General features: G+C 41.5%; 12 protein-coding genes. All 12 read right to left on the bottom strand.

The genetic code is table 11. The features are described 5' to 3' along the window. Positions 1–15: 15 nt before the first annotated feature. The 12 genes from FD974_RS01590 to FD974_RS01535 all read right to left on the bottom strand — a co-directional run bounded on the left by FD974_RS01590 (position 16) and on the right by FD974_RS01535 (position 13,921). Complete coding sequence (locus FD974_RS01590; protein ID WP_215365181.1) at positions 16–1,449, bottom strand: UbiA family prenyltransferase; 1,434 nt, start codon at positions 1,447–1,449, stop codon at positions 16–18. Positions 1,450–1,457: 8 nt separating this feature from the next. Further along, positions 1,458–3,038, bottom strand: coding sequence for a hypothetical protein (locus FD974_RS01585; protein ID WP_215365179.1), 1,581 nt, complete (start codon positions 3,036–3,038; stop codon positions 1,458–1,460). 12 nt (positions 3,039–3,050) lie between these two features. After that, positions 3,051–4,109, bottom strand: coding sequence for a glycosyltransferase family 2 protein (locus FD974_RS01580; RefSeq protein ID WP_251374674.1), 1,059 nt, complete (start codon positions 4,107–4,109; stop codon positions 3,051–3,053). Between the two features lie 5 nt (positions 4,110–4,114). Then, the gene (gene rffA, locus FD974_RS01575) at positions 4,115–5,263 is read right to left on the bottom strand and encodes a dTDP-4-amino-4,6-dideoxygalactose transaminase (RefSeq protein WP_215365174.1); all 1,149 of its coding nucleotides are present in this window, start codon (positions 5,261–5,263) and stop codon (positions 4,115–4,117) included. After that, a complete protein-coding gene (locus FD974_RS01570) occupies positions 5,260–5,940 on the bottom strand; it encodes a GNAT family N-acetyltransferase (protein ID WP_215365172.1) in 681 nt (226 codons plus the stop codon). Before FD974_RS01570 ends, rffA begins: the two co-directional genes overlap by 4 nt. Then, on the bottom strand, positions 5,937–6,998 hold the full coding sequence (locus FD974_RS01565) for a UDP-N-acetylglucosamine 2-epimerase (RefSeq protein WP_215365170.1): 1,062 nt from the start codon (positions 6,996–6,998) through the stop codon (positions 5,937–5,939). The genes FD974_RS01570 and FD974_RS01565 overlap by 4 nt, the downstream gene beginning before the upstream one ends. 70 nt (positions 6,999–7,068) lie before the next feature. Next, positions 7,069–8,343 carry an oligosaccharide flippase family protein gene (locus tag FD974_RS01560; RefSeq protein ID WP_215365168.1) on the bottom strand — a complete coding sequence of 425 codons (1,275 nt, stop codon included), beginning with the start codon at positions 8,341–8,343 and terminating at the stop codon, positions 7,069–7,071. Between the two features lie 23 nt (positions 8,344–8,366). Then, a complete protein-coding gene (locus FD974_RS01555; protein ID WP_215365166.1) occupies positions 8,367–9,314 on the bottom strand; it encodes a glycosyltransferase family 2 protein in 948 nt (315 codons plus the stop codon). Then, positions 9,307–10,287, bottom strand: coding sequence for a GDP-L-fucose synthase (locus FD974_RS01550; protein ID WP_215365165.1), 981 nt, complete (start codon positions 10,285–10,287; stop codon positions 9,307–9,309). The genes FD974_RS01555 and FD974_RS01550 overlap by 8 nt, the downstream gene beginning before the upstream one ends. 29 nt (positions 10,288–10,316) lie before the next feature. Beyond that, on the bottom strand, positions 10,317–11,450 hold the full coding sequence (gmd, locus tag FD974_RS01545) for a GDP-mannose 4,6-dehydratase (protein ID WP_215366537.1): 1,134 nt from the start codon (positions 11,448–11,450) through the stop codon (positions 10,317–10,319). An 18-nt stretch (positions 11,451–11,468) separates the two neighbouring features. Beyond that, positions 11,469–12,443 carry a GDP-mannose 4,6-dehydratase gene (locus FD974_RS01540; RefSeq protein ID WP_215365163.1) on the bottom strand — a complete coding sequence of 325 codons (975 nt, stop codon included), beginning with the start codon at positions 12,441–12,443 and terminating at the stop codon, positions 11,469–11,471. Further along, complete coding sequence (locus FD974_RS01535) at positions 12,440–13,921, bottom strand: mannose-1-phosphate guanylyltransferase/mannose-6-phosphate isomerase (RefSeq protein WP_215365161.1); 1,482 nt, start codon at positions 13,919–13,921, stop codon at positions 12,440–12,442. The genes FD974_RS01540 and FD974_RS01535 overlap by 4 nt, the downstream gene beginning before the upstream one ends. Positions 13,922–14,005: the final 84 nt, after the last annotated feature.

The following is a 14,005-nucleotide window of genomic DNA, read 5'->3' as shown; positions in this document are numbered from 1 at the left end:
ATTGATTTGTACCCATTAATAAATTTTTGCCATTACAAAGCATAAAGCTATTATGGCGGTCAATAACCAGCTGACATGGTCTTTTGCGGCAAAGTAGACAGGGTCGTGATGCAACTCACCTCTTTGAGCCAGAAACCAAACCCTTGTAATCCAATACAGCATTACAGGACAAACAAACCAAATATATTGTGGTGATTGATAGAGATTTGAGATGTTGAGATCTTTTATATACAAAGCTAAAACAGCAATTGCAATGTAACCGCTTGCAATACCAGCCGATTCAATAAAAGCTGCATCATTCTTCTTATAAGCCCGGCCTGGAAGAACAGCCTCAAAGTTGTTGAACTCTAGAAGTTCTGAGAATCTTTTCAACATACCCAAACTGATAAAAAAGAAAAGGGAAAAAGTAATCAACCAAAAAGATAGTGAAATATTTACAGCATAACCGCCGGCCTGAATTCTTAAGATGTATAAAAACGCCAAAGTAAATACATCAATATTTGGGAAGCCTTTGAGTACCTTAGTGTAAAGAATTGTGAGGATAAAATAGAGAATTACAGAACATGCAAATTGGTATGGCAAATAGGTGAAGCTAACCCAAAGTGAGGATCCCAATAAAATGGGTATGACTATCCACCCAAAAGGGAGGCTAATGGCACCCGAGGCAAAAGATCTTTTTTTCTTATGCTTATTTTCCCTATCAGAATCTACGTCTGACAAATCATTAATTAAATAACCAGCAGAAGCAATTGCGCAGAATAATAAAAATGCAATGAATGTAGAGCAAAGGTTATAGAAAGATAATTGATGGGCCATGACAACTGGCACAAATACGAGAATATTTTTAAGCCATTGATGGGGCCTTAATGCACGAATAAAACTTTTAAATTCAGAACCTCTGGCTTTAAACTGTCCAGCAAAATTTTGTTGCCCCTTAAGTGCGGTAATTATTTTCTGAGATTTACCAACATAATATGATTTCACGGCATCCTGCCATACGTATAAATCAGCCCCTGAATTTCCTATGTACTCATATTGACCGTATACCTGATTTAGTAATTGAGCCTTAGCTTTACCCTTCAAATTCACTAAATCATTAGAGGCATGCACCGCATCAAAGATTCCAACGTGATCTGAAATTCTTCTAGCCAATTCTTGATTACTAGCCGTAGCCAAGACCAGCGTTCTACCCTCTTCCTTTTTCTCCTTAAGCCATGCAATAAGTTCCTCGTTATAGGGGAGTAGGGTTACATCAATTGATAAATTTTTACTAAGAAATTCTTTAAATTTAGCCTTGCCTTGAAGTAATTGCCAAATAGCTGAAACTAAAATTAAGGGATGAAAAAAAATGGCTCGGTTTAATTGCTCATGCAGACAGTCTCCATAAATAAGAGTACCGTCTAGATCAACAACAATCGGTTCAGAGTTTTTTAGGGATTGATTTTTCACGGCTTCAATTATTTTGATAAACAACCATAAGTTGCTCGAATCTTTTCTTCATCCACAAGATACATAGGGAGAGGCGATCCCTTAAGGGGCGATGACATTATTGATGTTAAATCAAGCCCAAAGAAACGCTCTGAGGCGCCAAATCCGTTATAAACCTTAATGTTCTTGTCCAGTAAATAGCATGGTAAATTTTTTGGCATATATGCGTATATCTCATTATTGACTAATCCATCAAGATTAATCACCCTTTGGCCGCCAAAAAAACTGACAACTCCGTTTCCACTATAACCAACAATCTGCTTTTCTTGGTTCACGATCAAATAGTTGCCCAGATTCTTAAGCTCTATCTGATCTGGAAATGCCTCTGTATTCAAGAATGATGTAATTAAATTCATGCTTATAGAGAGCAGAAAGACAAAAGTAGCAACTGGTCGCATGAAAGACCAAGAACCCTGACCAAATATAAAAGTAATAAGCTGCAACAATAAAAATACTAAGGGGATAATAATTTGGGCCGTATACCAGGGCTGAACCTCAACCGTATTTAGCCCATAGAAAAGCAAATAGAAAACCAATATAAATAGTGACGATACAATTAAAACAATATTGTGATTATTAAAATTCATCGATTTAATGGTCAGCCGCACTTTATAGAGCCCTAGCAGAACCAAAAAAAATGAAACAAAAAATGCAAATAGTAACTGTGCAGTATGTTCATGCACATACACAACTACAGAATGTGGCATGTCTGGAATAAAAAATAATGCCCGTGCAAATTGAAAAACGATAGATAGCGGAGTGAGAAATCCTTCCTTTGCCCACATATGCTTCACTAAAGCACTGCCCTGAGAGAATTGACCGGTTACAAGGTAAAAGTAGCTAAAGGTTATTATTAACCCGATTGTGGCGCCTAGTAATGTAGCTAGACTAGCCTTCATCAGATAAGATGTTTTTTTATCTTTATTAAAGTAATAAAAAACTGCAGAAACTATAAAAACAATAAGAGGAATTGCACCAAAATCTGTTCTTGAGAGAGATGCAAACACACCCAACCCTAAAAAAATCAGCAAAGGTGTGCCGACCCTAAGTAAACAATAGAAATAAATAACATTACACAGAAGAATTAATGGCCACTCCAGCCCAGACATAGAATTTATCTGAAAACTAAATGCACTTACTACTAACCCATACACAAAAAACTTTGCAATCTGGTTGGCAGGGAAAATTCTATACATTAGGACAAAAGATAGAATCGAAATCAATACTGAGAGGCTTATAAAAATTCTCATTTCCTGAATTTGCGATCCACCAATAGCCGTCAGGGGCATTAACAGCCAAGCCCACAGCGGATGATATCCCGAGGTCAGTGTTTGACCATAATCCGCAGATGACATTCCAAGTTGCCATAAATTTTTGGCAATTAACCAATAATAAAAGCCATCATCAGCAATAGTAGCCGCCAAAAAGTCAGCTGTTGAAAAATATAGTGCATAGATGACTTTGGAGAGGTATGCCAGGCATACAACAATAAAGATTAATCCCCCTAATCTTTTGTCAGCCATATCAAAGCATTTTTGAAATTTAGTCACTTTAAAATCTGCTTAATTTAATGGGATGCTTTTCTTTTCATCATAACTTTTCAGGCTTGGACTATATCCAAATAACTTCAATATAGAAAAGATGACAATTGCACTGGCGCAATACATACATAAGAAAACATGGGCAAGATAGCCAATCTTTTTTCTAGTAACGCAAAGATAAATACTATCAAGTAATGCCGGCAGCACCAAGAGCGCATAAGGAATAAACAGAATTGGCTTGATTTGATTCCACTGAGAACTGTATTGCACTCGACCAGAGAATCCTGAGACACCCATACGATCTTTAAAAAAGATATTATTTTTAATGCGCCACTTTATCTTTCGCAAATAATTTGCGAGACGATCAACGGAATAATGCTCCAACTCATCACCCTTTGATAGCGTCAGACTTGCCTTTTGTTTTGCTAGTAAATAGAAAAAATGTGGGATGAGTTCTGGACCAGATAACTCATTCTTAAACTGATCTTCGAAATAGGCCCTATCAATCATTCCACCGCCAGCACATAACTCGATGAGTGGCAAATCTGACACGCCCGCTAAGTTAAAAATAATAATGTCTTGTGACTCCTTGATAACCGCATATCTCTCTCTGAGAGTTGGAATAAAGAATCTTGCATCTTTTGATAGCCGGTAAATAAAAAAAGAGAAGGGGTCACCGAATTCATTAATGTAGTCATTAATCACGGGATGGCCTTTTGGATTCACATACCCCGAAACAACTATGGCCTTAATATCTTGGGAATCCTCCATAGCTTTTACTCTCTTGCTAAAGCTACAAGGATTCATCAGCACTTCATCATGATCAAGGTAGACTAAATACTGCCCCTGAGCATTTAGAAAACCAAGATACTTGGCGTAGATAGGTTCAGTGCGAGGGTTTTCTATCCATCGACAAGAATATTTTTCTCCAATTTCTCTTGTGTGATCACTAGAGCCTCCGTCAACCAAAATAACTTCTATTTCACTGCATGGAAAATTTTGATCTGCTATTGCTGTGAGAACCTTATCAAGATATTTTCCTGAATTAAAGGTTGCAATGACTACGCTAAGACGAATCACTTTTTTCAAGCCTTCTTTACAAAGAACTGCTTGATTGACGTGATAATTTTCTGAATCTGCTCTTGACTCAAATCACAGTAAAGCGGTAGCCGAATAAGTCTATCGGCAATATTTTCTGTAACACTGAGTTTTTCGCTCGCCTTTGAAAATCTCTTGCCGGCCTCAGACGTATGAAGCGGAACATAGTGAAAGACCGCCATTATTCCCCGCTCTCTTAAATACTCAATGAGTGCAGTTCTCACACCAAGATCCTTAACTAATAGGTAATACATGTGAGCATTGTGCTCGCAGCCCTCTGGCACCGTCGGCCGAATGATGTGATGACTTTCTTCTAGTTCTTGCAATGCTTCGTGATAATGCCCCCAAATCATCAGTCGTTTATCAGTAATCTGCTCAGCTTGATCAAGCTGAGCTAATAGGAAGGCAGCGCTGATTTCGCCAGGTAAATAGGAGGATCCGACATCTACCCAACTATATTTATCTACATCGCCCCTAAAAAATTTACTTCTATTGGTTCCCTTTTCGCGAATAATTTCCGCTCTCTCAAGGAAACGATCGTCATTTATGGTCAACGCTCCACCTTCACCACAAATGATATTTTTTGTTTCATGAAAGCTGTAGGCGCCCAAATGACCTAATGCACCCAGACTACGGCCCTTATAAGTAGACATAACACCTTGCGCTGCATCTTCCAGAACTAATAAATGATGGTCTTTTGCAATTTGATTAATAACATCCATCTCACAAGCAATGCCCGCATAATGAACGGGTACTATTGCCTTAGTTTTTGAGCTAATGGCCTTTTGAATTAAGGTTTCATCAATGTTGAGTGTATCTGGACGCACATCCACAAATACTGGGATGGCGCCCCTTAAGACAAAGGCATTTGCAGTAGAAACAAAGGTGTAGGAAGGCATAATGACTTCATCGCCAGGCTCTAAATCTGCCAAGATTGCCATCATTTCTAAAGCTGCCGTGCAGGAATGTGTTAACAACGCCCCAGGCAGATCAAATTGTCTTTTCATCCACTGGTGGCATTCTTTGGTAAAAAAACCATCCCCAGCCAAGCGCCCTAATTGATGCGCTTTTTCAATATTAATTATCTCACCACCAGTTAAATGCGGGAAATTGAAGGGAATGTGTGCATTACTCATCTTTGACCTCCAACTTCATTATGGAAGTGATAAATATCTTGAGCCGACTTCAGCGTAAAGCCTAGTCTTGCATATAAATTCACTACCGCTAGGTTTGCAGCCGAAATTGAGCTTTCAATAGTAGGGCATCCTTTTGCAAATAATTCCTCACAAACCGGGGTCCATAAATACTTAGCCAAGCCTTGCCCACGCAACTCGGAATGCACGGCATGCAAAATCAGCTTTGAATCTTCGATTGCTATAAAAGCAGCTAGCCTACCTTGATACTCAATGCCAAGCACTTTGTCTGCCACGTATAAATCAGTCAACCAATTTTGATAACGGTTTTCAGCTAAATGATGTGGAATTGAGTTATCTCTGTGATAACGGCCATGAACAAATGCATTGCTTGCGATGGCCGATACATCTGATAGATTAATACTCTTGGCAATAGACACTTCAGAATTAGGATAAGCTAAAAAATCCTCTTGATGACATCTTGGCACAATCAATGTGTCGACATATCTAAAGCCAAATTTTTGAATCTGTGTTGCAGGCGTTAATGGATCAATCCTGAGGGTGAAGTGCCCAGGCGTATTTCTAAACTCCTCAAGACGATGTAGCTCTAAATTAGAAACTTCATAACAATCCCTTTCCAAAGCCTTTTTATCCCAAGGAACCGGGGTCAGTAATGTCATGCTGTACCTCGCTTAGCATAGGCATCTTGCAATCCCCCAACCACAATTGAAGATGGCGTTTTGCTGAAAATGGTTTTTGAGCGAGCGTAGCTTTCAGGAGAGGCTAAAAATTGATGGATTTTCTCGGGTATAAATTTAGAAAGTAGACATGATTCATTCAACCCCTCTACTCGCTCCGATTCCTCTCTAAGGATTAGGCATGGCTTTCCGAGATAAGCGCATTCCTCCTGATTGCTCCCCCCGTCAGAAATTACATACCTACTCTTATTAATGAGTTGAATAAACCGACGAAAAGTTACCCTAGGTAATGTAATTACTCCAGCCTTAGCTAGCCTTTGATGGGCTGCCGAATCCATTTTTAACTTCAATTCAGTTGGTGGATGCATTACCAAATAAACAGGTTGTTCTTGGGCTGCCAAGCAGAGCGTCTCTAAAATACACTCCCATCGATCCGTACTGCTTAAATTTTCATTTCGATGAATGTTGGCAACTACAAATGGGGAATCCGGCAAAGGCTCACCCCAGTTTGAGTCCCTCAATACCTCCAAAGCGTCGTACAAGGTATTTCCATGAGTAGGGATGACGTCGCCCTTTACAGACTGAGAAACTAAATTAAGTCTTGCCACCTCATCTTGGGGAAAATGTAAACTGGCCAGCCTTGAAACCAAACGACGATTAATCTCCTCGGGAAATGGTCTAAAGATATATTTTGAACGCAAGCCAGCTTCGATATGAGCAATGATGCCGCCATTACGCTTTGCCCAAATGCTACCTAGAAGGGTAGATAAGGTATCCCCATGCACTATCCAAATGTCCCCAGCCTGTGGAGATACGCCAAATGCATTTATGCATTGCTTACGCATCGTGCTTGGGGCAGTTACAACGGCTCTGAAAAACCAAGCTAACGCCTGCGAAGCCGTTTGTAGATCTCGCGTTGTCGCCTGTAGACTAACGGCCAAATTATTATCTAAGTCAAAATCTTGCCACTGTCTCCAGAAATTCACTGGGCTTTGACCGGTAAATAAAAATCTCCAAGTTAAATGGGTAGACTGATCCACCTCCCGCAAAAGCGGAAATAACTTAATCAACTCCCCAGCGGTTCCAGCACAGAACCAAATAATTTTCTTATTAGTTGCTATTTTTATCTCGCAAAGTAATTGACATAAAGAAAAAGCCGAGGATCGCCAAGACGCTACCAAAGCCGCCAATGATGAAGATAACACTTCGAAGATCACTATGAAAGTAATGCAAGGCCAATAACTCTAATGGGGCTAAAGCAAAAAAGAGCCATGCAAATAGCACCTTGCCTTTAGCAATTAAGTAATGTTCTGCAAGTATCACCAAAGCCAGCGGGACCATAGCCAACCCATATAAAGGCAATAACTCAGTTGCATCGGAGTATCGATTGCCGTATAGCGCCGACAGTAGGGGCTTTCCTGCAATCATAAAAATAGCAACGACGAATAAAGATAAAATCACAGTGACAGCGATGCCCTGAAATAACATTTTTTTGCTATTAATAGCTTTGGCATGATTTTCGGCAACCATCGGGAACATGGCAAGTACCAAGCCCCCAGGAAGATATAGAACCCCTTTACCTAATACAGATATCGCCGCATATTGACCCGCAATATCGCCAGGGAAATACCAATTTACTAAAACGGTATCCAACTGAGTCAACGCTGCAATAGCAATTCCTGATAGGTAAACAGCCATGAAAGATCGGAAATTAATCCTGGGCAGAACATCTTTTGTCAAATTCTGTCGATCAGAGAGATTTCTTACAAGAATCCAAAAACCAAAAAATACTGTAATGATCATGCTAATAAGCATTCCAGCAATTGCGCCAACAACCCCAAATCCAAAATATATCAACCCAATACTTAGGATGATTTTCAAAATAATTGATCCAATAGAAAAATTTCCCATTGAATAGAATTTTTGCAGCCCTTGAAAAACTGCATAGTTAACACTATAGAACATCGCCATAACAACATAAATGAAAATCAGCCATATCAAAGCAGCAGATTGGGAATGCAACATCTCTTTTAGATATGGCATAAAAAGGGCAGTAACCCCTAAAAGGCCAATACTACCGAGGACAATATAGATATGAATTCGCCAGAAATAAGCGCTTGGCAGACCATCGGTATATTCAGCCTTAAAAGCTGAAACCCTCCGTGTAATTAACATTCCTAGCGCCCCAAACAAAGAGCTTGAAAAAACAGCCAAACCGACAGCCGCAGTAAAGAGTGCGAATTCAGTAGGGGTTAGTAGCCTGCCAAGAAGAATTTGATAGCAGTAGCCCAATCCCGCAGATAAAACACCAGAGGCAGTTAAAAGTGCTCCAGAACTAATGAGGCGATTATTAGATAGGAATTTCAGACTATTCTTTCGCTGCAAAGTCTAATAGGTAGCAAACGGAATTAGAGACTTTCAAAATTGATCTTTTCTCTTATGAGATACAGGGGTCTATTAATGACCTCTGTATGAATGGTGCCGATATAAAGAGCTACCAAACCGACAGCCATCAACACAATACCAATTAGGAATGTATTTACAACAACTACGATCGCTAAAGGCGTATAAAGTGTCTTGCTAGTCAAAAGATTATTCCCCACCATCCAAAGGAGGAGCAAACCACTACCACTAGTAATAAGTACTCCAAGATAACCAGTCAAACGAAGAGGCCATAAGGAAAAAGAGGTAATACTGTTTATGGCGAGGGACCATAATTTTACGTATGAATATCCAGCTTCGCCATGCTCTCGAGCGTCAGCCTTAAACTCAAGCATGACTCTGCGAAATCCCATCCAATCCATGATGCCCCGAAATAAGCGTTCGCGCTCAGTCGCTCTTTCAAACGCAAGGACAACCTTCTGGTCATAAAGTCGAAAGTCTGTAGCCTTAGGGATCATTTCAAAACTAGAAACCTTATTGATCAGCCAATAAAAAATAGAGGAACCCCAGCGACGAAGTAGTGGCTCACGGTCAGTGCTTGTACGGACGGTCACTACCACCTCAGCGCCCTCCTCCCAAGCATAGACAAGCCTGGGAATCAACTCAGGGGGATGCTGCAAATCTGCATCAATACAAATCACGGCATCACAACTGGTAGCCTCATGAACTCCAGCAGTTAAAGCAATTTCTTTACCAAAATTTCTCGACAGGTCTAACACTTTTATCTTAGGATCTTTTACAGCCAAGGCAACCAATACTTCATATGAGTTATCTGGACTACCATCATTAATAAAAATATATTCCCAGCTGTATTTTGTAAATCTAGAAGTCACCAATTCAAGACGCTGATATAACGATTGAAGCGACTTCGCCTCTCGATAGACCGGGATAACAATCGCAATCTTTTTAGCCACGCTTATTTCCCTGTAAAAATTCTTGATAAGCGATGGCTAGCCCCTGCTCCAAACTCACCTTCGGCTTCCACCCCATACGATTAAGTCTGGATGAATCCATCAGCTTTTTTGGCGTGCCATCAGGTTTTGAAGGGTCGAATGCAATATGCCCTTGATACCCTATTGCCTTAGCAACAGTCTTGGCAAGGTCAGCAATAGTGATATCGCTACCATAACCAACATTAATATGGTTTTGCATAGGCACGACCTGCTCATCGTAACTTGCCTTCTCCAATTTCATTACAAAAGTACAGGCAGCGGCCATATCATCAACATATAAAAACTCACGCATGGGAGTTCCAGTGCCCCAAATAAGCACTTCAGGAGCGTTGGCAACCTTAGCTTCATGAAATCGCCGTATTAGCGCAGGGATGACATGACTATTTTCAGGGTGGTAATTATCGCCAGGACCATATAAATTAGTAGGCATAACTGATCGGTAATCTACCCCGTGAGATTGCCCATATTGGCGGTTATAACTCTCGCACATTTTGATGCCCGCAATCTTCGCAACTGCATATGGCTCATTCGTCGCCTCTAACTTACCCGTCAGCAATGCATCTTCTGACATAGGTTGGGGCACCATCTTTGGATAAATACAACTAGACCCCAAAAAGAGGAGCTTTTTAACTCCCGACAAAAATGCTTGATGGATGACATTGTTTTGCACCATCAAGTTGTCATAGATAAACTCAGCTGGAAAAGTATTATTCGCATAAATTCCACCCACTCTCGCTGCAGCCAAATAGACTTGATCAGGCTTTTCTTGCTCAAAAAACACTTTTACCGATGCCTGATCGGTTAAGTCCATTTCAGCATGCGTTCGAGTAACAATATTCTGGTAACCGAGAGCCTGGAGATTGCGCACAATGGCTGAACCCACCATACCACGATGGCCAGCTACATAAATCTTTTGACTTAAATCTGAAGGCATATGCAATATATCTGCTAAGGACCTGTTAATTAATTTTCTTTACCAACCGCTACTGAATAACCATGCTTGCTTAGGAGGGCGTGTTGCTTTGCTTTCTCAAGATCATTAGCCACCATCTCAACGATCATTTGATCAAGGGTAATTTCTGGAACCCAGCCTAGTTTTTCTTTGGCTTTAGTAGGATCTCCCAAGAGCGTTTCTACCTCAGTGGGACGATAGTAGCGTGGATCAATCTGCACAATCACATCCCCAATTTTGAGGGCCGGAGCTTTGTCACCCTCAATGCTTGCCACAAGCGCTTTTTCTTTCTCGGCACTACCTTCAAACTTGAGGGTAATACCAAGCTGCTTGGCGCTACGAATAATAAATTCACGTACAGTGAACTGCACACCCGTTGCAATGACAAAGTCTTCAGGCTGGTCTTGTTGCAACATCAACCACTGCATACGCACATAATCTTTAGCATGGCCCCAATCACGCAAAGCATCAATGTTGCCCATAAACAAACACTTCTCAAGCCCCTGGGCAATATTGGCCAATCCACGGGTAACCTTACGGGTTACAAAAGTTTCACCGCGTCGCTTAGACTCATGATTAAACAAAATACCATTGCAAGCGTAAATACCATAAGCTTCACGATAATTAACTGTAATCCAATACGCATACATCTTCGCTACCGCGTAAGGACTTCTCGGATAAAACGGGGTAGTTTCTTTCTGAGGTATTTCCTGTACAAGACCATACAGCTCAGAAGTTGACGCTTGATAAAAACGGGTTTTCTTTTCTAAACCCAAAATGCGAATGGCCTCCAACATGCGAAGTGGCCCAATAGCATCAACGTCAGCCGTGTACTCTGGAGACTCAAAAGATACAGCCACATGAGACTGCGCGCCTAAGTTATAGATCTCATCGGGCTGGCATTCCTGAATAATGCGTACTAAATTGCTGGTATCGGTTAGATCACCATAATGGAGTACCAGGTCAGGGTGATTGATATGTGGATCTTGGTAAATATGATCAATACGCTCGGTATTAAACGAGGAGGCGCGTCGCTTAATACCATGAACGATATACCCTTTTTCCAATAAAAATTCGGCAAGATATGAACCATCTTGACCGGTAATGCCAGTAATCAGGGCGACTTTTTGTTTTGTATTTTTCATAGTATTCATGATGCTTAATTAACTTAATTGATACATTTTTTCAACCACTTTAGCGCCACAGGTTGTAGCCTTCCATCCAAGCTCTCTCAAAGCACTACTTGGATCGGCATTTCCAATTGCTAAATCTGTAGGTCTAAATAAGCTAGGATCTTGCACTACATGATCCCTCCAGTTGAGCTTTACTTGCTCAAAAGCAGTTTTAACAAAATCTTCTAAGGTCATCGTGGTGCCTGTCGCAATCACAAAATCTTGGGGCGCTTCTTGTTGCAGCATGAGCCACATAGCCTCTACATATTCCGGGGCCCAACCCCAATCCCGAGCAATATCTAAACGTCCAAGCTCAAGTTTTTCATCGCTGCCTTGGGCAATGCGCTTTACTGCTCGGATAATTTTCTGCGTCACAAAGCGCTCTGGACGCAACGGAGACTCATGATTAAATAAAATCCCTGTGCAGGCAAAAAGACCGTAAGCATCACGGTAATTATTTACGAGCCAGTACGCTGATGCTTTAGCCACCGCATAGGGGCTCATTGGATAAAAAGGAGTTTTTTCATCGGCTGGCTCTCCCTTGGTATCACCAAAGCACTCGCCAGATCCTGCATGATAGATCTTGATGCGCTTATCCATCATCCGGCAACCCTCTAAAATATTGAGGGTTCCCAAAGCGATACTCTGAATTGTTTCTGCAGGCTGCTCAAAAGACAAGCCAACGGAGGATTGTCCAGCTAAATAATAAATTTCATCAGGACTACTTTTTCTTAAAGCCACCAAGACACTACGAAAATCCTCTGGGACCATCGAAATGCAAGTAACGCGATCTTTAATCCCTAATTTTTGAAGATTAGAAAATGAAGATCCTTGGGCGTCACGTGAGGTACCAAAAACTGTATAACCTTTAGCCAATAAAAATTGGGCTAAATAAGAGCCATCCTGACCACTGACTCCACAAATAAGTGCGGTACGCTTCTGGATATTTTTTTGAGAAGAACTCATAAAGTACGCCCATAGTTATCTTCGAAACGCACAATATCGTCTTCACCCAAATAACTTCCTGATTGGACCTCAATAATCTCCAAGGCAGTGCCACCAGGATTAGCCAAGCGATGCTTTTGGCCTTGCGGTATGAAAGTACTTTGATTTTCAGTTAGCGTGATCACTTGATCACCATTGGTAATCTCAGCAGTACCCTTCACCACAATCCAGTGTTCGGCACGGTGGTCATGCATTTGTAATGAGAGGCTGGCACCTGGTTTGACCTGGATACGCTTGACTTTAAAGCGCTCACCTTCATCCACACTATCGTACCAACCCCATGGACGAGAAACTTTGCGATGCAAGCTTTTCTCCTCGCGCTTTTCTTGCTCAAGCTGAGTAACGATATTTTTAACATCTTGGCTATTTTTTCGATCAGCCACCAACACAGCATCCGCTGTTTCGATAATGATGAGATTTTCTACACCTACTGCAGCGACTAATCGGCTGCTGGCATGCACTAGTGAGTTTTTAGAATTCGCAATCAAGGTATCGCCGCTAGTGACATTTCCCTGGGCATCTTGCTTGCCTACTTGCCAAACAGCATCCCATGCGCCCAAATCATTCCAGCCGGCATCAAGCTCAACCATCTTGATTGCAAATTGCGAGCCTGGACATTTCTCAATGACCGCATAGTCAATAGACTCACTGGGTATAGCGCTAAATAAATCTTTTGCTGGGCGCTCAAATACCGCATCACCAGAAGCATCTGTTGTTTTTGCCTGCCATGCCGCTTGGGTTGCCGACAAAATATCTGGGCGATATTCCTTAAGTGCGGAGAGCCAGACGCTAGCCTTGAGAACAAACATACCGCCATTCCAAAAGTAACCCCCCTCTATCAGATACTGCTTAGCAGTGGGTTCATTTGGCTTTTCAACAAACCGCTCAACCGTATAGGGAGCACCTGCAGCACCGTCATTAACCTTGATATAACCATAACCGGTTTCTGGCGCAGTAGGCGTAATCCCTAAAATGGCAATTGCACCCTCTTTCGCCATGTCAATGCTGCTAGCCAAGGCCTTGGTAAATACAGCTGGATTAGTTACTGTTTGATCTGCGGGTGTGACCACCAAAATAGGATCGTCACCTTGTTCTATAGCTGACAAAGCAGCCAGCGTTAATGCTGGCGCAGTATTCCTGCCGATAGGCTCAAGCAGTAAAGTGGCGGAAACATCTTTCATTTCGCGCAATTGATCAAGCGCTAAAAAACGATGTTCTTCATTGGTGACGATAAGTGCTTTACCCAAAGAAACATTCTGGCCAGCCACCGAATGGATACGCGCCACCGCCTGCTGAAAGAGACTTTGATTTGAACCATCGCCAGAAAGCACTAAAAACTGCTTTGGAAAGCCAGACCGGGATAAAGGCCATAAGCGAGTTCCAGAGCCACCACACAAAATGACGGGAATCACTGAAGTTACTGAGTTGGCTTTTGCCATAGGGTCTGCAAAACCTTTATGCTTTTTGTAAAGATGCCCCAATTTTATAGGGGTTTGGTGATAGACCCTAATTTATCGAAATAC

Origin of the sequence: Polynucleobacter sp. es-EL-1, from assembly GCF_018687975.1 — a bacterium.
Classification (GTDB): Bacteria; Pseudomonadota; Gammaproteobacteria; order Burkholderiales; family Burkholderiaceae; genus Polynucleobacter.
This window is presented reverse-complemented; position numbering and strand designations above follow the sequence as displayed.